Origin of the sequence: Pedobacter sp. 22163 (assembly GCF_052045595.1) — a bacterium.
In the GTDB taxonomy this organism is placed as follows: Bacteria; Bacteroidota; Bacteroidia; order Sphingobacteriales; family Sphingobacteriaceae; genus Pedobacter.
This window is the reverse complement of record NZ_JBQEPM010000002.1, coordinates 322,096-346,290: the sequence shown is the minus strand read 5'-3', so window position 1 is coordinate 346,290 and position 24,195 is coordinate 322,096. Positions and strand designations below refer to the sequence as shown.

Annotated in this window: 16 protein-coding genes; 4 read left to right on the top strand and 12 right to left on the bottom strand. The window is 39.0% G+C overall.

Annotated features, from left to right (window positions below; translation table 11 throughout):
* Window positions 1–7: 7 nt before the first annotated feature.
* The 11 genes from ACTJKN_RS05935 to ACTJKN_RS05885 all read right to left on the bottom strand — a co-directional run bounded on the left by ACTJKN_RS05935 (window position 8) and on the right by ACTJKN_RS05885 (window position 14,475).
* Window positions 8–1,420 (bottom strand): glycogen synthase, encoded by a 1,413-nt coding sequence (locus ACTJKN_RS05935; protein WP_440823441.1) that lies wholly within the window; start codon window positions 1,418–1,420, stop codon window positions 8–10.
* An 818-nt stretch (window positions 1,421–2,238) separates the two neighbouring features.
* Window positions 2,239–3,033 carry a uroporphyrinogen-III C-methyltransferase gene (gene cobA, locus ACTJKN_RS05930; RefSeq protein ID WP_440823440.1) on the bottom strand — a complete coding sequence of 265 codons (795 nt, stop codon included), beginning with the start codon at window positions 3,031–3,033 and terminating at the stop codon, window positions 2,239–2,241.
* A 574-nt stretch (window positions 3,034–3,607) separates the two neighbouring features.
* Complete coding sequence (locus ACTJKN_RS05925; protein WP_440823439.1) at window positions 3,608–4,078, bottom strand: hypothetical protein; 471 nt, start codon at window positions 4,076–4,078, stop codon at window positions 3,608–3,610.
* A 75-nt stretch (window positions 4,079–4,153) separates the two neighbouring features.
* Complete coding sequence (locus ACTJKN_RS05920) at window positions 4,154–5,164, bottom strand: bestrophin family protein (RefSeq protein ID WP_440823438.1); 1,011 nt, start codon at window positions 5,162–5,164, stop codon at window positions 4,154–4,156.
* A 381-nt stretch (window positions 5,165–5,545) separates the two neighbouring features.
* Window positions 5,546–6,796 carry a sulfate adenylyltransferase subunit 1 gene (locus ACTJKN_RS05915; RefSeq protein WP_440823437.1) on the bottom strand — a complete coding sequence of 417 codons (1,251 nt, stop codon included), beginning with the start codon at window positions 6,794–6,796 and terminating at the stop codon, window positions 5,546–5,548.
* Window positions 6,797–6,981: 185 nt separating this feature from the next.
* On the bottom strand, window positions 6,982–7,887 hold the full coding sequence (gene cysD, locus ACTJKN_RS05910) for a sulfate adenylyltransferase subunit CysD (RefSeq protein ID WP_440823436.1): 906 nt from the start codon (window positions 7,885–7,887) through the stop codon (window positions 6,982–6,984).
* A gap of 239 nt (window positions 7,888–8,126) precedes the next feature.
* On the bottom strand, window positions 8,127–8,828 hold the full coding sequence (locus ACTJKN_RS05905; RefSeq protein ID WP_440823435.1) for a phosphoadenylyl-sulfate reductase: 702 nt from the start codon (window positions 8,826–8,828) through the stop codon (window positions 8,127–8,129).
* Window positions 8,829–8,830: 2 nt separating this feature from the next.
* The gene (locus tag ACTJKN_RS05900; protein WP_440823434.1) at window positions 8,831–10,342 is read right to left on the bottom strand and encodes a TSUP family transporter; all 1,512 of its coding nucleotides are present in this window, start codon (window positions 10,340–10,342) and stop codon (window positions 8,831–8,833) included.
* Window positions 10,326–11,096, bottom strand: a complete 771-nt coding sequence (gene cobA / locus ACTJKN_RS05895) for a uroporphyrinogen-III C-methyltransferase (RefSeq protein ID WP_440823433.1) — start codon at window positions 11,094–11,096, stop codon at window positions 10,326–10,328. The genes ACTJKN_RS05900 and cobA (ACTJKN_RS05895) overlap by 17 nt, the downstream gene beginning before the upstream one ends.
* Before the next feature lie 104 nt (window positions 11,097–11,200).
* Window positions 11,201–13,291 carry a HEPN domain-containing protein gene (locus ACTJKN_RS05890; RefSeq protein ID WP_440823432.1) on the bottom strand — a complete coding sequence of 697 codons (2,091 nt, stop codon included), beginning with the start codon at window positions 13,289–13,291 and terminating at the stop codon, window positions 11,201–11,203.
* A 737-nt stretch (window positions 13,292–14,028) separates the two neighbouring features.
* Complete coding sequence (locus ACTJKN_RS05885; RefSeq protein WP_029275042.1) at window positions 14,029–14,475, bottom strand: RrF2 family transcriptional regulator; 447 nt, start codon at window positions 14,473–14,475, stop codon at window positions 14,029–14,031.
* A 214-nt stretch (window positions 14,476–14,689) separates the two neighbouring features.
* Here ACTJKN_RS05885 and ACTJKN_RS05880 point away from each other — a divergent pair, with 214 nt between their 5' ends.
* Window positions 14,690–15,910, top strand: coding sequence for a metallophosphoesterase (locus tag ACTJKN_RS05880; RefSeq protein WP_440823431.1), 1,221 nt, complete (start codon window positions 14,690–14,692; stop codon window positions 15,908–15,910).
* A gap of 135 nt (window positions 15,911–16,045) precedes the next feature.
* On the opposite strand, the gene ACTJKN_RS05875 is transcribed toward ACTJKN_RS05880, so the two are convergent.
* Complete coding sequence (locus ACTJKN_RS05875) at window positions 16,046–18,481, bottom strand: TonB-dependent receptor (protein ID WP_440823430.1); 2,436 nt, start codon at window positions 18,479–18,481, stop codon at window positions 16,046–16,048.
* A 402-nt stretch (window positions 18,482–18,883) separates the two neighbouring features.
* On the opposite strand from ACTJKN_RS05875, the gene ACTJKN_RS05870 reads away from it, so the two are divergent.
* Genes ACTJKN_RS05870 through ACTJKN_RS05860 form a run of 3 tightly spaced genes read left to right on the top strand, consistent with a single transcriptional unit; the run spans window position 18,884 to window position 24,170 of the window.
* On the top strand, window positions 18,884–20,425 hold the full coding sequence (locus tag ACTJKN_RS05870; RefSeq protein WP_440823429.1) for a pyridoxal phosphate-dependent decarboxylase family protein: 1,542 nt from the start codon (window positions 18,884–18,886) through the stop codon (window positions 20,423–20,425).
* Complete coding sequence (locus ACTJKN_RS05865; RefSeq protein ID WP_440823428.1) at window positions 20,370–22,829, top strand: GNAT family N-acetyltransferase; 2,460 nt, start codon at window positions 20,370–20,372, stop codon at window positions 22,827–22,829. The genes ACTJKN_RS05870 and ACTJKN_RS05865 overlap by 56 nt, the downstream gene beginning before the upstream one ends.
* Window positions 22,830–24,170 (top strand): lysine N(6)-hydroxylase/L-ornithine N(5)-oxygenase family protein, encoded by a 1,341-nt coding sequence (locus ACTJKN_RS05860; RefSeq protein WP_440823427.1) that lies wholly within the window; start codon window positions 22,830–22,832, stop codon window positions 24,168–24,170. It begins immediately after the preceding gene.
* Window positions 24,171–24,195: the final 25 nt, after the last annotated feature.

Sequence of the window (24,195 nt, the reverse complement as noted above, 5' to 3'; positions counted from 1 at the left end):
TTTAAGCTTATTTTAATATTTGGTATAATTCTATATAATTTAATGCTGCGTTATCCCACGAATGGTCTATCTTCATCATTGTTTTTCTCACTGCTTTAAAAGCTTTCTTATCGTTATATAACTCAACAGCACGGTTAATGGCATGGGTAACATCCCAAATACTCGTTTGATCATGGCAAATCCCAAAACCTCCGTCGCCTATATCAATTACTGTATCCTTTAATCCACCAATCCGACGCACAATGGGAACAGTTCCATACCTTAACGCATAAAGCTGATTTAAACCACAAGGTTCCACTTTCGATGGCATGATCAGAAAATCTGCACCAGCATACATTTCGTGCGAAACCTTCTCATTATAACCGATATAGACATTATACTTACCAGTAAAAATATCTTTCAGCTGATTTAACCGCCCTTCAACCCAGTTATCACCTGATCCTAAAACAAGGATATTGATGTTATCACCATGCTGTTGTAAAGCGGTGTAAAAAATATCGGGCAATAAATCTGCACCTTTTTCATCAACCAATCTACCGATAAAAGTAAATAGTGGTTTAGACGGATCTAATTGAAAAACATCACAGAGGGCTGTTTTGTTTGCCAGTTTACCAGTTTCAACTGTTTTTAAATTATAACATTTGCTCAGCATCGGGTCTGTTTCAGGATTCCAAACCTCACTATCGATTCCATTTAATATTCCTACCGATTTCCAACGCTCTTGTCTTAACAAACTTTCTAATCCACGGGCATTATTCATCATCTCGTCCAGGTAACTTGGCGAAACCGTAGTTACTTTCCAGGCACATTTAATGGCCGATGCTAAAGGGTTAATGGCATCTTCCCAACCGAGTAAACCACCTTTCCACAGATCGAATGCTGGTATATAATATAATTTATCCCACCCAAACTGACCTTGGTATTGCGCATTATGAATGGTTAAAACTGTTGGGACACCGCTAATTTCTTTATATTTTACGCAATTTGAAACCATAAAAGGAATTAAACCGGTATGGTGATCGTGGCAATGAAGTACATCCGGGCGGTGCTGCCATTGTACAATCCAATCAAGCGTAGCAATCTGGAAAGCCACAAATCTTTCTGTATCGTCGCTATAACCATATACATTTGGGCGGTCAGTTAAGCCCTGAATATGGATCACGTATAAATCAAAGCCTAACTTATTGGTTTTTTCTTTTAAAATGCGGTACTGAAAGTGGTGATTACCGTAGTTTGCCCATGCATCGTAAGTTACTTCAAATTCACTTTCGCGAATAAATTTAGTATCGTACGCAGGAACAACCACCTTGGCAATGTGGCCTAATTTATTTTGATATTTTGGTAAGGCCCCTACTACATCGGCTAAACCACCAACCTTTGCAACTGGGTAACACTCGGCGCTTATATGTATAATTTCCATCAAATATTTGGTGTAGATAACCTAAGTAAGTTACTAATTGTTTTGAGTTTTGCAAATAATGAAAATTATATTTTTAGTTGATTATTTTAAAGAAAAAATCGTCATCTCGACTAGAGCAAAGCGGAATGTTCCAAAGGAACTCCTTCGGAGGAGAGATCTAATTCATATAAATTTACTTAAGCTTTTTTATTAGAAAGTGAATGGTTTGGTACCTAGTGGCGGGCTATAACCTGCTTCCCGTTATAAATCCTCATTTCAGCGGTAATCATCTTTAAATCTGCGGAGAATTATGCCTATGGTTTCCCGCTGATTTCGCAGATACACGCAGAGGTTTTTATGAGAAAGTGAATGTTCAGTTCTTTGTGGCAGCCTGCAGTCCTGCTTTCCACTACAAGTCCTCACTACGTTCCGGGCTTTCGCTTCAATCAGGCTTAAAAACAAAGTTGGTTCCAATCAACATCTCAAATTCCATCAGCGGCAGTCATCTTAGATCTGCGGGAGAATTATGCCTATGTTTTTCCGCTGATTTCGCAGATATACGCAGCACTTTTTTTATATCACCTAATTCTATAGATACTTATTTGTAATGGCTCTTTTTAGCACAGTTTTCCAATGCGATCGTCATGCTGAATTTATTTTAAAAGGAGAAACAGTGTTTTCAATTGTCTTGAGCTACTTCGTGGTCAGCATCTTTCCTGCATTATAGACCCTGAAATAAATTCAGGGTGACGGCTCTAGGAACTTAAACGCAAAAAAACCGCTTAAATCCTTAAGCGGTTTTTAACAACAAAACAAATATATTTTTGGTTTAAAAATATCTAGTACTCTTCAGCGATAATTTCGTAAAAATCGCGGATCGGCTGAAACTGTGGATGTAATGAAACCACATCTCCAAAAACCAATAAGGCAGGGGCAGCTATTCTTTTATCTTCAACAATTTCAGCAATCGTATCAACAATACCCACCGCAATTTTTTCTTCTGGTGTAGAACCATTTTGAATGACCGCTACTGGCAAAAGGTTTTTATTTTCTGCCTGGAAAATAGCAGCAATTTCTTTTACTTTTTCAATTCCGTTTAAAACAACAATAGTTGCTTTCGTTTTTGCGGCGATATATAAATCTTCAGAAATTTCGCCCTTTGAGTTTGTTCCTGTTACTGCCCAAAAACTTTCACTCAAATCTTTATAAATCATTGGGATCTTTTGCAAACTTGGCGCACCGGTTGCACTCGAAATACCCGGAATAATTTCGGTAGGGATACTGTACGATTCTGCAGCATCTATTTCTTCGTATCCTTTTGCAAAGAAAAACGGATCGCCACTCTTTAAACGTACCACGTGCCCGTAGTTTAAAGCGTAATCAACAATCAGCTTGTTTACCGCATCCTGAGAAAACGATTCATCATCTGAACGTTTGCCCACGTAAACTTTCGGAATACCATCTGGCGCATGACACAATAAAGCCTCGTTCACATTTGCATCATATAAAACAACATCAGCCGTTTTTAATGCTTTAACACCTTTTAAACTAAATAAATCCGGATCGCCAGGACCTGCACCTATTAAAGTAATTCTTGGTTCAATGTTCGCTTTTTCTACTTTATTCAAAATCATAACAGATAATTTAAGCTCGTTATACGTTTGTTAATAATACAAATATATAAAGTCTATGGGAATTGTAGTAATTTATTTTAAAATATTTTTATTTAGCTTTTTGGCGGGTGTTGATTTAGGGATTTTAACTGTTAATGAGAGACTTATCTTGGAGGAAATGCACATGTTTTTGGATACCGAAATGGAATTGGCTGTCATTCTGAACGCAGTGAAGAATCTTTACGGTGAAACGTATATCTATATTAAAAGATTCTTCAACTCCGCTACCATTGATAGACTCCAATAGAATGGTCGTCATCTCGACTGTAGCGTAGCGAAATGGAGAGATCTTTGTACCAAGTTATTGAGTCAAATTTAAAAGATTTCTCCACTACGGTCGAAATGACGATACTTCGAGAGGTTTATTCCTTAAAATCACCTGTTATTTATATTGATCTTTATGAAATAAATTATTCCTCAAGATGACCAACTGATTGGGAATCCTGTACTTTCTGTGCCCCCACTGCAAAAAACGAATAAGGGTCTTAGCGAGACGCTAAGGCTAGTAATTTTCATTTTATCACAGCATCAGGTTTTACTTACAATCCACCCCTTGAAAAACAAACTTCCCAGCCTCGAAATTAATGGGTTTATCTTTAACAAAATAAGATCTGCCAAGTGTGGTTTCTATTTGTCCCACTCCCATAATTAGTTTTCCATCTTTCTTTAAAAATGCCAATGGGTTGGTGTAAACTTTTACGGTGTCCTCGCCAGTTTTAAAGCGGTAATCTACCAGTAAGGTATCGCCGTTAAATTTTCCGTTTATGGTACCATTATTATGCGGCTTCTCGGCATAATTAACCAATAATGAACCTGTAACTTTACCAGAGGCCAGTATTTTCACGTTCATGGCTGCACTGTCTTTCTCAAAACCTGCTACATAACAGTTCTCATTAACCAAAGAATCGGTTTTAGTTTTAGCGCCAGTAGCTGTTTTATTGTTTTGGGTACAGGCATAAGCAAAAGGTATTGCTGCCAAAGCAAGGTACAGGATATTTCTTTTCATGGTAACTGTGATTTATTGTCTTCTAATCAATATACAAATACGATGATTATTTTCCATCATTTCCATAACGGAAATTTACATCAGTATACTATTTTCGGGTGTTAATACAGGTGGCAGATCAGTTTCATCAAGCATATCCCTCATGTCGATTTCTATTGTACGCGAGATATTGGTAATCGGCACATCATTGGCACTTCCTTCAAAAGGATTTGTAGAACTTTCGCCTACAATATCCAAAGAGTTAAAAACCCAGGTGAGTAAAATCGCAAATGGAACATTTAACCAAATGGAATAACCCTCAATCAAAGTGCCATTGCCCAATTTGTTAAATTCGTTTAAAAGGCCATAGGGCACCAAAAACACAAACAGGTTTAACATAATGGTGGCTATTGATGAAAAATGGCGTGGATAAGGAAAGTTTTTAATTCTTTCGGCTTTACCCTGATTATCGTAAAAACTGGTAATAGAATTTTGCAACGACTGTAATTGTAAATCGGACAAGTTTCCGGCAGTTGCCAATTTATTAATGTGACGCGATTGCAAAGCCATTAATTGGGTGGCCTTATTCTTCTTACTTAAAACGTAGCTCAATTCTTCTACTGAAAGATATTTTGATAAACTATCTTCTAACTTATCAGTTTTTTCAGAAACATGATACAATCTGGCGTACTCAATATTACGGGGATCGTTAGCGTTTTCCCAGGCTCTCGGCTCTCTTAACTGAAACCGTAATGCTGTTAACCAGGCAAAATGACGGTAAAAAATGATTTGAACATCTGCTTGTTTATCTTCTGATGCCAAGTAATCGCGCACCATCACACCAAAAGCACGGCTTGCATTGATAATCCCGCCGTAAATCTGCCTGGCTTCCCAAAGACGCGAATAACTGGCATTGTTTTTAAAACTGATGATAAAGGAAACAGCGGTACCTAAAAGTGCTACCGGAACCCATGAAATGGAGAGAAAGGTGAATTTACAAAAATGATAAAGTACGGTAGGGATAATGGCAAGAATGGTTAAACGGTAAATATCCCGTCGGGTCCATACAATAAATTCGAAAAAGGTATATTTCTTTCCAGCGTGCATAGTTTTTGGTTTATTCGGAAAATTATCTGAGTGATTTGAACTAAGGTATAAAAAATTTAAAGCGCCTATATTTAAAAACGTTTAAAAAAAATCGTCAAACGAAAAACGGGGCTCTCCTATCTGGCGCCCCGCTGAAATTGCTTTCACTCTAGATTAAAACCTAAAGTCTTCATTATTATATTTGGTTGTGGTTCTCTACTGTAAGATTTTCAGGATTGTATGATTTCAGGATCAATAAGCTAAAATAAAGATCTCATCGTTTCACAATTTTCATCATCCATTTTTCCTCCATTAAGGAATTAAGAAGATTAAGATTTTATCTATATTCCTTCAAGCTTTCGCTATTGGTCATTGATCAATTTCCATCCTCCATTATCCATTTTATTCTACTGCTGCCCTGAACATTAAAGCGCCTACGGTTAAATTCGTACGTGCATCGACCAAAATGGCTGAACCGTTTGCCCGGTTATCATCGTATAAATCGAATGCCAACGCATCAGCGGTTTTAATAATCACCCGACCGATATCGTTCAATTTAAATTCGTCAGCAGCATGTTTTTCAAGTGTATTGATGTCAACTTTGTGCAGAATCTCACTGATTTTACAACGCGTAATTTTACTATTGTGCTGAATATTGTACATGATGGAAGTATCTAACGCACGGCCATCCATCCAGCAAAGGTCCGCTTCAATCAGCTTCGATTCTTGTGGTAATGCCGAAGCATTTACAATGGTATCGCCACGGCTAATATCTACATCATCTTTCAAGTGAATAATAACTGACTGGCCAGCGTGAGCTGCATCGGGTGTTTGATCAAAAAATTCAATCTTCTCGACAGTAGAACTCGCACCACTAGGCAATACAGTAACTTTATCATTTAAATTAAAGGTGCCACTTAGTACCCTGCCGGCATAACCACGGTAATCGTGCAATTCTTCAGTTTGTGGACGTATTACCCACTGCACAGGCATACGGGCCAATTGCGATTTATCTAAATTGTCGGTATCAACCTTCTCTAAGAAATGTAACAAGCTCTCTCCTTCATACCAATCCATATTACCTGAATTTTGCACAATATTATCGCCTTTTAAGGCACTAACCGGAATATAGGTTACATCAGCAAGCTTTAATTGCTGAGCCAAAACCTTGTATTTTTCTATAATTGCACTATAAACGGTTTCGCTATAATCAACCATATCCATTTTATTGATGCAAACCACTACGTGTTTAATGCCCAATAAGGAAACGATATACGAGTGCCTAATGGTCTGTTCTACCACGCCGTTACGGGCATCGATTAAGATGATGGCCAGGTTGGCTGTAGAAGCGCCTGTTACCATGTTTCTTGTATATTGAATATGGCCAGGTGTATCGGCGATAATAAATTTGCGTTTTTCGGTCTGAAAGTATTTGTAGGCTACATCAATGGTAATACCTTGCTCGCGCTCTGCTCTTAAACCATCTGTTAAAATAGCTAAATCTATTGTTCCGTCATCATTTTTGCGGTTAGAGCTCTGTAAAGCTTCTAATTGATCGGCCAAAATAGAATCTGTATCGTATAACAAACGGCCGATTAGGGTACTTTTACCATCATCTACACTGCCTGCTGTGAAAAATTTTAATATGTTCATTTTTTTAGATATGAGATAATAGATTTGAGATATTAGACAGATGCAAGGTTCTTAAATCTTACATCCCAAAGCTCAAATCGCTCTTAAAATTTTAATATGTTTATTTTTTGATTTGAGATAATAAATTTGAGACGTTAGACGGTTGCAAAATTCTCAAATCTCACATCTCAATACTCAAATCTCCCTTAAAAATATCCTCCCTTTTTTCTGTCTTCCATTGCGGCTTCAGAAACTTTATCATCCATACGGGCACCACGCTCTGAAATTTTAGAAGCGCTGATTTCAGAAATAATATCATCAATCAAAGTCGCATCCGATTCTACAGCAGCAGTGCAAGACATATCGCCCACGGTACGGAAACGAACCTGTTTGCGTTCTACAATATCCTCACTATCCATATTTAAAAACGGGGAAGCTGCCATCAGCTGTCCATTTCTGGTGATGCAATCGCGTTCATGCGAGAAATAAATACTTGGCAGATCTATTTTCTCTCTGCGGATATAATTCCAAACATCTAATTCCGTCCAGTTACTGATTGGGAATACACGGATATTTTCTCCTTTGTGGATTTTACCGTTGTAAATGTTCCAAAGTTCAGGACGCTGGCGCTTTGGATCCCATTGGCCAAATTCATCACGAACAGAGAAAATACGTTCTTTAGCCCTTGCTTTTTCTTCATCTCTACGCGCACCACCGATGCAGGCATCAAACTGGTATTTTGCAATGGTATCAAGCAAGGTTACGGTCTGCAAAGCATTTCTACTGGCATTTTTACCTGTTTGCTCTACAACTTTGCCCTGATCTATTGATTCCTGCACAGAACCGATGATTAATTTCTCGCCAATCCGCTCTACCATCTGATCGCGGTAAGTGATGGTTTCTTCAAAATTATGGCCTGTATCAATATGGACTAAAGGAAAAGGAAATTTTCCCGGACGGAAAGCTTTTTCTGCCAAACGAACTAAAGTAATTGAATCTTTTCCACCCGAAAATAATAAGGCTGGTTTTTCAAACTGACCTGCTACTTCACGTAAAATGTGAATGGCCTCGGCCTCTAGTTCATCTAAATAATCAAAATTATATGTACTCATTATCAAATGTTGAATGATTGAATGTTGAATGATTGAATGTTAAATCGCTCAATTTATTCAACTTATTATATTTGTTGTTGTTACTGTTGTATATTTCACTGTAGTCATTGCGAGGGGGCTTTTTCAGCCGACGTGGCAATCTATCTTGCTACTCGAAATGACATTTGTTTTTATTCTATTTCTCTAAAAGATTGCTTCGGCTCGCGCTTATCCGGCCTCGGAATGACGATTTGTGCGCATCAAGATGCCGCGTGCAAACCGCATTCTTTTTTACTCTGATCTTCCCACCACCATCTTCCGGCCCTAAAATCTTCGCCTGGCTGTACTGCTCTGGTACATGGGGCGCAGCCTATACTCGGGAAACCCTTATCGTGCAAGGTATTGTAAACAATGTTGTTTTCTTTAATGTATGTTTTCACATCTTCTAAAGTCCAATCGAATATGGGATGAAATTTAATCAATTGGTTACCTTCGTCCCATTCTAAATCATGCATATCTTCACGGTTGGCACTTTGATCGGCCCTGATTCCTGTTACCCAGATTTCGTTTCCTTTTAATGCTCTTTTTAAAGGTTCGATTTTACGGATGTAACAACACTCTTTCCTATTCTCTACCGACTCGTAAAAGCTGCTAGGGCCTTTTGTATTCACCATATCCTGCAACAGCTCATTTTGTGGATAATAAGCATGAATGGGTTTGTTATAAATTTCTAAGGTGCGGTTCCAAACGTAATAGGTTTCGGGGAACAAACGCCCGGTTTCTAGAGTAAAAACCTTGATTGGAATATTATTTGAAAAAATTAAATGCGTAATCGCCTGATCTTCCCAGCCAAAACTGGTCGAAAATATAATACGGTCGGCATATTTATCTGCCAAAAATTTCAGTTTATCAATTGTACTTAAACCTGCCAGTGCTGCTTTTATCTCCTCTAGGTTCTCCATCACTATATTAATTTTAAAATAAACATAATTACACTGCGCAAACTCACAATCATTACAATAATCCCCACGGCAACCATAATGGTTTTTGCAGAAATTTTGTTCGATACTTTTGCGGCTATTGGTGATGCGATTGCACTACCAATAATCAAGCCTAAAACGGCTTCCCAGTGTTTGCCACCTAACATGGTAAAAAAGGTAAGCGAACTTAAGGTGGCGATAAAAAAGCGGCTGATTTTTACCGTACCCAAAGAGAACAATGGATGCCTGCCACCTGCAATTAAGCTTGATAATACGATTGAACCCCAGCCACCACCAAAGGCAGCATCGATAAAACCACCAACAAAGCCTAACAAGCCAATTTTTTTAATTTTTTGATCGGCTTTTTTTCTTTTCACATTGAAAGCTTTCATTAAAATGATTCCGCCTAAAAACAAGGTATAAACCGCCACAACAGGCTTCACATAAGCACTATAATGTTCTAATGAAGAAAGGATATAGGCACCTAAAACTGCTCCGATTATGGCCGGAAGGATTAAAATTCTGAATAATTTCCAGTTTACGTTACCCATACGGTAATGCATCCAGCCCGCAATTCCATTGCTCATTACCTCCGAAATGTGAATGGCCATACTTGCCGATGCAGGCGGTAAACCCATTGCCAATGAAAACGATGCAGTGGTAACCCCATACGACATGCCAATTGCACCATCAATTAATGCGAATAAAAATCCAGCCCCTAAAAACCAATAGAATAAAGGATCAATATTGATCAGGAAAGCCTGAAATTCTGGTTCGGTATTCCACAAAGAAAACCCGATAGCACCAATTAGTAAAACTGAGGCGGCCCAGATTAACCACTTGATATTTCGCTCAGCAAAACTTTTTTTAGGGTTAATTAAACTTTGGGTAACCTTATTCAGTTTTTTAACCTTTGCCGAAAAATCGCCATTTAAAGTTTGACGCAAAGCACTCATATTCTGTAGCGTTTCATCAAGCTCAGCAGGCAAGCCTTCATTTAAAATCTGTTTTAAACGTTTGGCAATAGTTGGCGATTTGCCGTTTGTAGAAATGGCAATCTTTAAATCGCCTTTTTGAACAATTGATCCCAGATAGAAATCGCACAGTTCAGGCTTATCTGCCACGTTGATCAACAGGCCACGCTCATGCGTCACCTTTCTGATCTCTTCATTTAAAATATTGTTATTGGTTGCCGCGAAAACGATGTCAATGTTATTCAGATCATCTACATCGAAACTTTTCTGTTTAACTTTTATCAGCGGATAATTTGCGATAAGCGCATAAACTTCTGGTGATATCAGCTCTGCAACAATCGTAATGGTAGCACTATGGCTATTATTTACGATCGCAGTTAATTTCTCGAGCCCAATATTTCCTGCACCAATTAATAATGTACGCAGCTTGTTCAGCTTTACAAAAACTGGAAAGAGCTGGTTACCTTTTTCTTCTTCAGAAAAAGATGCTGCATTATCAGGTTGGTTAGGCAATACTTGCATATTGTTTAATTAGTTTCTTAAATGATGGATGTAATGATACAACTTCTCCAAAAATTAATAAAGCAGGTGCTTTAATATTTTCTTGCTGTACTAAACCTTCTATGGTTTCAACCACGCCAACAACCAATCTTTCATCTTCTGCCGATCCGTTCTGAACCACTGCGGTTGGTAAATGGTGTTTACCTGCGGCTTTAAAAATCTCCAAAATTTTAGGTAATTTTTTAAGTCCCATAAGCACCACAACAGTCGCATTAGATTGTGCAGCCTGGTAAATATCTGCCGAAACTTCTCCAGAAGTGGTTGTTCCGGTAATTACCCAAAAGCTTTCGCTCATGCCACGGTGCGTAACCGGAATCTGCTGCAAGCCTGGTACACCGATAGAACTCGAAATACCTGGAATTACACTTACCGGAATGCTATAAGATGCGGCATAATCCAACTCTTCATATCCTCTGCCAAAAACAAATGGATCGCCACCTTTTAAACGCACTACGTGACCGTAGTTTAAAGCATAATCGATCATTAATTTATTAATGGTATCCTGAGGATAAGAATGCTCACCTGAACGTTTTCCTACATAAACTTTAATGGCTTCTGCCGGGGCATGCTCCAATAAAGCTTCGTTGGTTAAGGCATCGTACAAAACCACATCAGCAGTTTGCAACGCTTTAACCCCTTTCAATGTCAATAAATCAGGATCTCCAGGACCAGCGCCTAAAAGGGTTATTTTTGATTCTTTATTTTGATTAACCATGTTTCTTTTTAATTATTGAATTTTGAATGACTGGATGAAGAGTTGTTTGGCACATGGCGTTTAGTGTCTGCAGTGCTCAAATCTCGTATCTATCGTCTCAAATCTCATTTCGCTAATACCGCCCTTTTTTCCTTAATCTGATTTAAAAATTGATTTGCTTCTTCGAAATATTTTTGAGCAAACTCAGCAGTTGGTTCATTTTTATTAATCTGTAACACCAGATCTGAAAAATTGGTCGATAAATTAAATTCTCCAGTTTCTACATAGTGGTTATCAAATTCGCGGATCACACCGACCTGCGTGCTGCTATTTACGCCTTTATCTAACAGTAAAGATTTTGCAGCGCTTACAAAAGTGCTGTAAGTGTGGTAAATTGCATCGGCATAAGCACCTTTATCTAAGTTTTGCTTTGCCCAATCAAATTTTTCATCAGCTTCTAACAATAAAGTAGCCACTAAATCAATCACTACGCCGGCACACTCGCCTACACCAATTGCCGTAACAAACTCTTCTACGTGTCCCCAATCTACAAATTCTTCTGTTTTAAGGTTGGTTAAATCGGCCAATGGTTTTAACAACTGATAAAAATGATCTTTACCTTTTCTATCATAATATTGGTGAAAGTTCTCATCCTCCAGGTTATTGGCTTTAAAATCATTTAAAATGAAGTGTAAAACACTTGTAGCCCTTTTAGAAGGCACTTTAATTACGCGTTCTGCTACTCTACCTACTCCGTTTCCAACTGTACCACCACCCAACATCACTTGAACTGCCGGAACAACTTTTCCTTCAGCCTTTACCGAACTTCCGTGGAAACCGATCTCAGCTAAGCCATGCTGACCGCAAGAGTTCATACATCCACTGATTTTAATCTTGATGTTTTTCTCGTAGATAAACTCAGGGAAATCGGTATAAATTACCTCTTCTAAAACTTCGGCCAAGGTCATCGAGTTGGATATACCCAAATTACAGGTATCGGTACCAGGACAAGTGGTAATATCGGCTAAACTATCAAAACCTGCTGTTGTAAAACCAATTTTATTTAAAGCCGCATATAAAGAAGGTAATGCTTCTTTGCGTACAAACTTTAACAGCAAGCCCTGGTTTTGGGTAATCCTGATTTCATCAGCCACATATAACCTGATGGCATCAACAAAAGCTCTTGCTTTATCTGTTTTGATATCGCCTACCTGAACTTTTACATAAACGCCATAAAATCCGGCTTGTTTCTGCTCAATTACGTTAGTGGCTAACCAATGCTTGTAATGGGCTTCGTTTAATATTTCTACCGCAGGATATTCTTGCGCTAAAGGCAAAGTTGGCTGAGGTACAGTATTGATATCTATTTTAAAGGTTTTTACTTTGTTGGCAATACGCTCTTCGGCAACCAAACGTAAAACTTCTTCTAAACCTAATTTTTGAACCAGGTATTTTAAACGGGCTTTGTTGCGGTTGGTACGTTCGCCATAACGGTCGAACACACGGAGAACAGATTCTGTAAACGGAATCAATTGATCTTCAGGTAAAAATTCGTGTACCGCATTGGCCAAAAATGGCTGTGCACCTAAACCACCTGCAAACAAAACTTTAAATCCGCGCTCGCCATTTTCGTTAATTTTAGGAATAAAACCTAAATCGTGAATGTAGCTAAAGGCAGTATCTCTATCGCTCGACGAAAATGAAATTTTAATCTTTCTTCCCATTTCCTGACAGATCGGGTTACGCAAAAAGTAAGCAAATACCGCTTGCGCATAAGGCGAAACATCAAAAGGTTCTTCAGCATCTATTCCAGAATTTGGAGATGCCGTTACATTACGTACCGTATTTCCACAGGCCTCGCGAAGCGTAATATCATCCTGCTCTAATTTAGCCCAAAGCTCTGGAGTACGGTCTAAACTCACATAGTGAATCTGAATATCCTGACGGGTGGTTAAGTGTAAATTTCCACTTCCATACTCATCAGCAATATCTGCAATACGCAACAACTGCTTAAAAGTTACCTTACCAAAAGGCAATTTAATACGCACCATTTGTACGCCAGGTTGTCTTTGACCGTAAACACCGCGTGCTAAACGGAGGCTTCTAAACTTTTCGTCATGGATCGTTCCATCTCTAAAAGCTTTAATCTTATTCTCTAAATCGATAATGTCCTGCTCGACAATCGGATTTTCGAGTTCTGTTCTGAAACTTTGCATATGTGTTGTTAGCTTTATTCAAAAAATGCTTCCCTATTACCGAGAAGCATTCCATATTTTATACTTAAAATTATCTGTAGGCTCCTATTACTGCGTTTTACAACAACACATTATTTGCATAGCGATTAATTTGTTAGGTATAAAATTGAAATTCATATGCCAAATATATAAAGTATATAGGAATAGTCGTAATTTATTATGAAAAAATTTACATAAATAAAACGTCATTTCGACTGGAGCATAGTCCCGATGTTAAATCGGGAGAGAAATCTATAAGTTAAATTCTTTAATTATTAGCTGAAAACTGCTAACTGAAAATTGAAAACTGCTAACTACTAACTGATTCGGGCGTTCCCCAAGCTACGCAAGGGTCGGGCTTTGCCGGGCTGCGCTTCGCTCCGGTACCGATGAAGGATCGGTACTGAACCCTTACAATCCCTAACGCGGAAGCAAGACCTCGTAGGTTTCGAAAACCTGCGAGGTCTGCCCCCCGATTGTGCTACTCTCTCTGTTAAATAAACTCGATTGAAGTGAACATTCCGATCCTTTATCGGAATAAAAACGGAGCGGGACTGAAAACCACTATGAAAAACTAAACTTTCATTTCCAAAAAAAAATCCCAAACTCAATAAATGAATTTTGGGATTAATATTTTAAAATCTGCCACATCTAAGACATATCGTAATAGATGCTGAAACAAGCTCAGCATGACGGATTGGGCCGTGCGAAAATGAGTATTATAAATTAACGATACCGATTTTCAGATTATCCTCTCTCCCGATTACGTCAGCAATGCTGGTTTCGGTTAAAACCTTAAGGGTAGCATCTCTAACATCGATAAAGGCGCTTCTGATTCCGCATGTTTTTTCGTCTACACATTCATCACACTTGTGGTAAAAGTTTAAACTTGCACAGGGAACCATAGCAATCGGTCCATCCGTTACACGCATTACGTGTACCAATAAAATCTCTTCAGGTTTTTTGTTTAAGCTATAGCCACCACCTGCTCCTTTTTTACTGTATAAAAAGCCAGCGTTACGCAGATCGAGCAGAATTTGCTCCAGGAATTTTTTCGGGATATGCTCCTCCTCTGCAATTTTCGAAATCTGCATTGGTGGTTTATCTAAATTTTTACCAAGCGCAACAAGCGCTTTTATGGCATACTTTGTTTTTTTGGACAGCATATTCGCACAAAGCTAATAAAAGAAAGTAAATTATAAAATACGCAACAGGAAGTTGATTTTAATTCAACATACTATGATATTTATAAATATAATGCATAATAACGATAATCCTTTAATCAAACCAGCGTAAAAATAACCGCGACACAAAACAGAACAACATTTATCGGCGTTTAAAATCTATTTTTACCCACATTCTGAATTACAGATTTCAATAATGAAAAGAAAACTCAATCTATTGCCGCTCATCATAGTTGCAATCATATTTTTTGCCCTTAACGCTTATGTTTTATCGGGCCTGGGCACCATTAATCAATCTACCTGGCTCAGTCCTATTTTCTGGGTTTTTATTGTGGGGCTAACTTTTGCTTTGCTATATGCCATACAGCAGATGCGGATCCAGGGAATGAACAGGTTCTTCCAGATTATCAGTCATGCTTTTTTAATCATCTTTACCGCAGAAGTCGTATTCGCTTTTTTCCTCCTGCTCGGTGATGTTTACCGCTTGCTGTTAGGTCTATCAACTAATTTTCAGCCCGAAGGTTTTCATATTTTAGGCCGCAGCAATTACTGGGTCGATTTCGCATTTGTGATGTTCTGTTTAACCATTGCCCTATTTGCTTATGGCATTACCCAAGGAAAATATGCCTACCGCGTAATTAAACATACTTTGTATTTTGATGATCTGCCTGCAAGTTTTGATGGTTTTACCCTAACGCAGATCTCGGATGTACATGCCGGAAGTTTTACCAACCCTAAGGCGGTACAAAAAGGCATCGATATGATTAATGCCCAAAAGAGCGATCTGTTTGTTTTTACCGGAGATTTGGTGAACAATGCTTCTTCGGAGATTGTGCCTTATATCGGCCATTTCTCACAGATTAAAGCCCCTTTCGGACAATTTTCTGTTCTGGGTAACCATGATTATGGCGATTATATTAAATGGCCAAGCGAAGCCGATAAAATACAGAATCTGAATCAGTTAAAAGCTTACCATAAAGAACTTGGTTTTAAACTTCTGCTGGATGAACATGTTGAATTGCATAAAAACGGCGAGAAAATTATACTCGCCGGAATAGAAAACTGGGGAATTGGTTTTGGAGAACGTGGAGACTTGAACAAAGCGCTTCAGCATACTTCAGCTAACGACTTTAAAATACTGTTATCGCACGATCCTTCGCACTGGGATGCGCAGGTAAAAAATTATCCTTCAAAAATCCAACTTTCATTGGCCGGACATACACACGGTATGCAGTTTGGTATCGAAGCTTTTGGCATTAAATGGAGTCCCGTGAAATACCGTTATAAACATTGGGCGGGTATTAAAACCGAAAATGGAAGATACCTGAATGTAAACAGAGGCTTCGGGTTTCTTGGTTTTTCGGGCAGGATTGGGATCTGGCCGGAGATTACGGTGATTGAATTGAAGAGGAAATAAAGGAAATCATCATTACTAATAATTTCCTTAAAAAGGTCGTCATTTCGAGCGAAGTGCAACGAAGCCGAGAAATCTATTAAGATAGATCTCTCCATTCCGCTACGCTCCAGTCGAGATGACGATCAATAAATAGTTTTAATAATTAAGCGTATACGTTAAATTATACGTACGGCCGCGGCCTGCATAATAAAAAGTTTCTGGTTTTGCCAAAGCTTGATACAACAATACCGAACGCTGACTCCAAATTGTCTGGTAATTTTTGTTCAACAGGTTTTGTACGCCAAATGATAAACTTCCGGTAAATAATTTCACCGAACCCAATAAATCAACAGTGGTGAAGCCTTTTAACTCATTTTGCACCACAACATTTCCCACTGTAGCATAACCTTTCGAATCAAATGAGTGGAAAGCCTGTGCCTTTATTCCAAAAACTTTTCCGTTATAACCCAGATAACCCGCAATTTTTGATGGACTTGCAACTGTTACATCCTGTAATGACCAGGTACCATCAGCATTTTGTTTCTGTGTTTTAATGTACAAACCATTTACACCAGCTTCGAAACCATTTTTCAGATTTAGAGATAATGAACCTTCAACACCTAAATTCCTAACATTTTCATCAAAAACTTCAATATTGAATGTACTATTGGTTTTTACATTTTTATCAGATAAGGCATAAAAACCAGCAACCTGTGCATTAAAAACACCTGTGCGGTAACGGTAACCGGCTTCGTACTGTTCTGTTTTGATACCTGTTAAAGGAGAACTTCCAACATTGATCGAGTTGCCTAAATTATAGTTGGTACCTACCAGGGTATAAGTACCCTGTCCGTAATATTTTGCCGGATCAGCCAGGTTAAACCCTTGCGAGAAATTAAGCCAGGCTTGTTGAGCTGCGTTGATTTTAAATACCAAACCACCGTTTAATAGGTTAACATCATAATGGTTTTCACCGCCAGCAATAGCCGTAGCGGTTCTGCCTACACCATAAGCCAGAGGTACAGAAGCAGCGGTTCCTACAAAATCGCCAACTTTAACAAACATACGTTGCTGACGCACACCTCCCGACAGGCTTAAAAAGTCGGTTACTTTAACCTGTGCCTGTAAAAAGCCTGATAAACCATTTACCCTGAAATTGGGATAACGGGCAATTGTGGCTATGGTGCTATTGTTTAAACCGCCAGATGCAAATGCTTTTGTTCTATCAAACAGAGCTTGCTGTGCGTTAAAATTCTCGTTGTCGGCATCAATACCATAAGTGAGGTTCAATCTGTTCCAGTCTTTGTTCAATACCAGTTTTAATGCGCTGTAGTTTGTATTTTGAATGGATGAGCCACTGTAAAGTCGCTGCGGTATTGCCGCTTGCCCCGGGAATGGATGAAAGCTAAATTGCTCGTTTCTTGCTGCTGCCTGTACATAAAGTGTTTGTCCGCCCAAGATGTCGCTAGCCTGATAATTGACATTTATATTGGCTCTGCTTGTTTTTGGATCAACATCGGACGAGTAGCCGTTTCTCATTTCTAAAAGCGTTGGATTTGATAATAATCCGCCATAATTTGCACCTAAGAAAAGGTCTTTATCGCCACGGTAACCCGAATTGTAATATTGACCATTCACCGATAGTTTTTGATACTCAGTCAATTTAAATTCGGTACTTCCGAAAAAATCGAACGATTGGTTATACTGTAAATCGGTTTGTGTGATATCGGTAAAAATCTGTTTTCCATCTGCGCCATAAGCTGCATTGTTTTTTTGGAAAGCCATACCAATGCGTCCGTTCCAATCTTTGCTGCCACCAGAAATGGCCTGTGCCACACGTACATCATGATCACTTTTTTCTTTTAAACCGCTACGTACACCAACTTGTGTAGTAAAACTTGGTTGACTATCCTGTCCTTTTTTAGTAATAATGTTGATAATACCGCCTGTTGCACCACCGCCATAAACAGCACTTGCACCAGATAAAACCTCGATACGCTCGATGTTGAAAGGATCTATCGATTCGAACTGACGGCTTACGCCACGTGTACTGTTTAACGATACACCATCAATCATTACCAATGCATCTCTGCCACGTTGGTTCTGTCCGTAGTTGGTACGTCCTTCCGGCCCGGCATCTAAACTCGGAATCAATTGTGCTAGGGTTTGTTTAAGTGGGATTCCTGCCCTGGCCTGTTCCTGAATTTTCGCGCCATCTACTACCCAAACGGTGCCCGGTATCTCGCTAATTTTGGTCGGTTTACGTGATGAAACCACCACAACCTCCTGCATATTCGACGTTGGGCTTAAATAGAGGGTCAAATTAACGGTCTGATCTTTAGCCAAGCTCACTTTTTGCAGTATGGTAGTATACCCTACATAACTCACCTGTAATTTATAAGAACCTTCTGTTAACTTTAATTCAAAGCTACCATCGGCAGCTGTTGTCGCCGAAGCATTTTTGCCTTCAACTTTAATATTTGCCCCACCAAGCGGTGCGGTTTCTCCTATTACTTTTCCGGTAACGGTTTGAGCTTTGCCTGTTAAAATAAATCCGCAGACAAGGATTGCAATTAAGTATAGATTTTTCATCCGTATAAATTTGGTTTTAATGGTAATGAAGCTACCGTGATTTAGTCATACCGTTGTGATATTGAAAATCATGATGGTTTCATCAATGATTATTTTTTTTGCGCAAAGCAATCATTTATTTAGATTAAATCCAAATAAAATATTTTATTTTTTTCTTCACTACTATACTAAAACGGTTAAGCATCAACTATTAAACAACTTATTAACAATGTGTTAAAAAAATTTAAAATATTATTTTTAATCAATCTAAATAAAAATATACCTTAGCAGCGAGAATTATAATCGAAACCGCTCAATTTTTAGGTTGCTCAGAACCAAGTATTATTTGAAAAATGCCGGCATTGATATGCCCAGTAATTTTATTGCCATTTAACCTTAATCTTTTGAAAAATTGAAAAACTAATGTTTACATCAGACCTCGAAAAACATGAACTTATTGATTTCCTTACGGAAAGTCCAACGAAGGAAATCTTTCACCACGAAAATGAAGCAGAGTACCTGCATGCAATAGGAAAAGTTACCCAGGCGGTAAAAAAATTCCTCAATAACAATCAACAGCCTTTTAGTGGTGTATCGCCATCGAAATTAAGGCCGCTGTTTGAGTCGATCGAATTTGAAAAAACGCACGACAATTACGATGCTTTGCTTAAAGAAGTTGAACAGCTTTACACCAGCCATGCTGTTGCCTTCCACCACCCTGCCTACATTGCACACTTAAACTGCCCCATTGTGATTCCCGCGGTAGCTGCCGAGGTCATGATTTCGGCCATTAATTCTTCAATCGATACCTGGGACCAAAGTGCGGGAGGTACATTAATTGAACAAAAGCTGATCGAATGGACCTGCGACCAGATCGGTTACAGCAAAAAAGCGGATGGTATTTTTACGAGCGGGGGCACCCAGAGCAATTTGATGGGGCTTTTGTTGGCCCGTGATCATTATTCCATCACGGTACTAAACCACAACATTAAAGTAGAGGGTTTGCCCCAGGAAGCAGCTCGTTTCAGGATTTTTGTTTCCGAAAAAGCGCATTTCAGTATTCAAAAAAATGCTTCCCTTTTAGGTTTAGGTGAAAAATCGGTGATCAAGATCAAAACCGACCGCAGCTTTAGAATGAATACCGTTTTATTGGAAGACGCCATTAAACGGGAAATTAATCAGGGCAACATCCCTATTGCCATTGTAGGCACAGCAGGAACTACCGATTTCGGGAATGTTGATCCGCTGAAAGAGCTTGCTTCTATCAGCAAAAAATACAACACCTGGTTCCACATCGATGCGGCTTATGGCTGTGGCTTACTGCTAACGGATAAGTACCGCAGCTTGCTGAACGGGATCGAACTGGCCCATTCGGTTACGGTTGATTACCACAAATCTTTCTTCCAGCCAGTAAGCAGCAGTGGTTTTCTGGTTCGTGATAAAATTTTTTTCAACCTGATTACACATCATGCCGATTATTTAAATCCAAAAGATCATGATGAGGATGGTTTACCCAACCAGGTAAACAAATCGATACAAACTACCCGCCGCTTTGATGCTTTAAAGCTCTGGTTCACGCTAAGGATGATGGGCAGGAAAAAATTAGGAGGTTATTTTGATACTATTATTGAAACCGCAGCCAAAATTGCCGGTCTATTACATTCAGACAGTGATTTTGAGCTGATGAACGAATCAGACATCAGCGCCTTAGTGTTCCGCTATCGCCCAAAAAATGTACAATTAGATGTCTGTGCCATGAACCAGTACATCAAAAAAGCCATGTTTAATCAAGGGAAGGCTCTAGTTGCCGGCACCAAGATTAACCATCAATTCTACCTCAAATTTACCCTACTTAACCCGCTTACTACCATCAGCGATATTGAAAACATAATTAAAATCATTAAAAAACATGGAAACGAATACGTTAGACTCAACCAGGCTTCAGCAGATTTCAGAAGAAACTAACTTTAATGCACTTCTAAACAGTTATTGCAGAGAATTTAACAACTGGAGCCGTTATATAGGCATACCTAGATATGATGAGGCTTTAGCAAACTATTTGGTTACCACTACCGATCACTTACATATCCGGTTCGATTTTACGTCCATTGGTTTCGAAGTATATGCGCCTTTAAGATTTTATGCTGATAGTGGCCGGCATGTATTTAATTTCCCGATAATCGAACGTAATGTTGCTACAGATGTCATCAGTCCGATCAGTATTTACAGGTTTATGGAACTGGTCATCGAGTTCAGTGCTGGAGAATTTCCTGATGTTGATGCTAATCTGGTAAAACAACGCTTAGCTAACAGTGTAGAAAATCTTGAAGCATTTTTATCGTTCTTCAAACAGCATGGAAGGCCTGCAAATTTTGCCAAAATGAATTTTATTGAGGCTGAGCAATCCTTGTTTTTAGGCCACAATGCACATCCACTTCCTAAAGGGAGATCTGGCTTTAACAGTAAAGAAGAACTTTTTAAATATTCACCGGAAACCCAGGGTCGTTTCCAGCTGGCCTATTTCCTAATCTCAGCCGAAAATATTGTGGAGAAAAATGCAGAAGGTTTTGACATGACTGATCTTTTCAGAATTGAATTGTTAGATAGTAACAATACCGAAATCATTCATTTACTCGATCAACACCCAGGCCATAAAGTGGTACCTATGCACCCATGGGAGGCCGAATACCTGCTTACCCTCCCTGCAGTAAAAGCGATGCAGGAAGAAAAACTCCTGTTCTATCTTGGGCATTTTGGAGAATTCTATACACCAACATCTTCAGTAAGGACGGTTTACAATGCATCGAGCGATTGGATGCTTAAATTTTCGTTACACGTAAAAATAACCAACTCGCAAAGGGTTAACCTGGTTAGAGAGCTTCACCGTGGTTATGATGTAAGTAAACTTTTAAAAACCGAATACGGCAAAGCGGCCAAAGCCGAGTTCCCTGAAATAGAATTCATTACCGACCCCGCATTTATAACCGTAAATTATAAAGGCGAAACCATTGATGGTTTTAACATCAGTATCAGGCACAATCCTTTTAAAGGAGAAGGTACAGAAAAAAATGTAACGCTTTTGGCAGCGCTTTGTCAGGATTCTTTGTTAGGCCAAAAACCAAGAATTGTAAACATCATTGAAGAAGCAGCGATTAGCAAAAATAAAACAGTTGCCTACACTGCAGTAAACTGGTTTAAACAATACCTGCACCTTTGTGTTGCACCGATTGTCGGGCTTTACAACAATTTTGGGATGGCTTTTGAGTTCCATCAGCAAAATGTGATGGTAGAACTGGATAAAGATTATTATCCTGCCAAACTTTATTTCAGGGATAATCAGGGCTTTTTCTTTAGTGATGCTAAAGCCGAGGTATTAGAAAAAGCATCTCCTGGTATTGCTGCAGAAAGCGGTTCGATTGTGCCGAACCAATACATTATCCCTAAGCTTACCTATTACCTGCTCATCAACAATATTTTAGGTGTGGTAAATGCCATTGCGAGCAACAATCTCGCCGATGAAAAAACCTTGATCGATCTCGTTTATCTGGAGTTTAAACAATTCGAAAACAGCGATACTACAGGTTTGGTTGATTATATCATCAACCGTCGCAGCTGGGAGGTAAAAGGTAACCTGCTAACCAACCTCTGCAATATCGACGAGGCCAGTGCCCCTATTGATAATCCGGCTATTTACCGCGAGTTTCCGAATCCTTTATCTAAATATTTCTTCTCAGAAAATCTGATCAAGCCGCAAACCAAAGATGTGTTGTACAGCAGGTTTTTCCCTAAAGAAAATGTAACGATCAATATCCGTCCTTTTGATATCGACCGGGATCTTGAAACCGTTCATGATTGGTTTAACCAGGAACATGCCAAACCCATCTGGAAGATGAATGGACCAATTAGAGGTTTGGAACTATTCTATAGAACTTTATTGCCAAACGATTCATCGCACAGCTTTATTGGCGAGATAAATGGCCAACCTACGTTTACTATAGAGCCTTATTGGCCGATGCGCGATGGCGTAGGTGCTTGCTACGAGGCTTTAACGACCGATTATGGTGCACATTTGTTGATTGCTCCAACAGATAAAGACAAAAAATTCAGTTTCGAAACCGGCCAGGCATTAATGGATTTCATTTTTGAACAGCCAGAAGTAGGTAAATGCATCGGCGAAGCCGCTGTGGAGAGCCGTGCGATGCACATTTTTGTAACCAGACTAGGCTTTAAATTAGAAAAAGTGATCCAGATGCCTTACAAAATGGCGAATCTTACCTTTTGTCACCGCAATTGGTACTGGGAAAAATTCCCTGAGGCAAAGGCATACGCCATGGCTAAATCATCAGAATTTGAAACGGAGGAAATTTAAATGCAGAATCAAAAAATATACGACATTGTAGGGATCGGTATTGGCCCGTTCAATTTGGGTTTAGCTGCGTTATGTGCCCCTATCAGTAGCTTATCTACTTTATTTTTAGACCAGGCGAGCGAATTTAACTGGCACCCCGGTATGATGTTGAGCGATGCCACTTTACAGGTTCCTTTTATGGCCGATCTGGTTACCATGGCCGATCCAACCAGTCCATACAGCTTTTTAAACTATCTTAAACAAACAGATCGCCTGTATAAATTCTATATCAGAGAAGATTTTTTTGTATTACGAAAGGAATATAATGCTTATTGTAAATGGGCGATTAATCACCTGCAAAACTGCCATTTCGGACAGAAAGTAATCAGTATAAATTACGTTGATGGTGTTTATCAGATAGAAAAAGTAGATCAATCAAGCGGAACCAATGAAACCATTTTCACTAAAAAAATAGTACTCGGTACGGGAACGGCACCAAAAGTGCCTGATTTTATTAGGCCGGCTGAGCATAAAAATGCCATACATTCTTCAGCATATTTAAAGTTTAGATCTAGGCTGTTGAAGCAAAAAACGGTAACGATAATTGGCTCAGGACAAAGTGCTGCCGAGATTTTTTACGATTTATTGCCTGAAACCGAAAATGGAATGAAATTAAAATGGTTTACGCGGCCTGATCGCTTTTTCCCGATGGAGTATTCGAAATTAACATTGGAGCTCACTTCTCCAGAATATGTAGACCACTTTTATAACCTGAGGGATGCCAAACGCAAACAGCTTTTAGGAAAGCAAAATTCGCTGTTTAAAGGCATAAACTTCGAACTGATTAACCAGATTTTTGATAAACTGTACGAATTGAGTGTTGATGGCGAAAAAGTAAATGCTGAATTGATGCCGAACTGTCAACTAAATAATTTAACGGTAAAAACAGATGGTAAATATCAGCTCGATTTTTATCATACCGAATGTGAAAAGGATTTTGCTGTTGATACTGATTTTGTGGTATTGGCAACTGGTTACAAGTATAATGAGCCTGGTTTCTTATCAGGGATAAACGACCGCGTCGCGCGTAATGCCGATGGGCTTTTCCAGGTAAGCCGCAAATATGCTATTGATGTAAACGGAAACGAAATCTTTGTTCAAAATGTTGAATTGCATACCCACGGTTTCGTAACACCTGACCTGGGCATGGGCGCTTATCGCAATGCATCCATTATCAATGCCATTTTAGGCTTCGAAATCTACAAGGTAGAAAAACGGATTGCTTTCCAGCAGTTTAGCGTAACAGATGAAATACAGGAAAATGAATTCTCTAATGCAGCGCTGCAATTATCTGAAGACTAAACCTATTGTTGGTCGGGATTTGCAA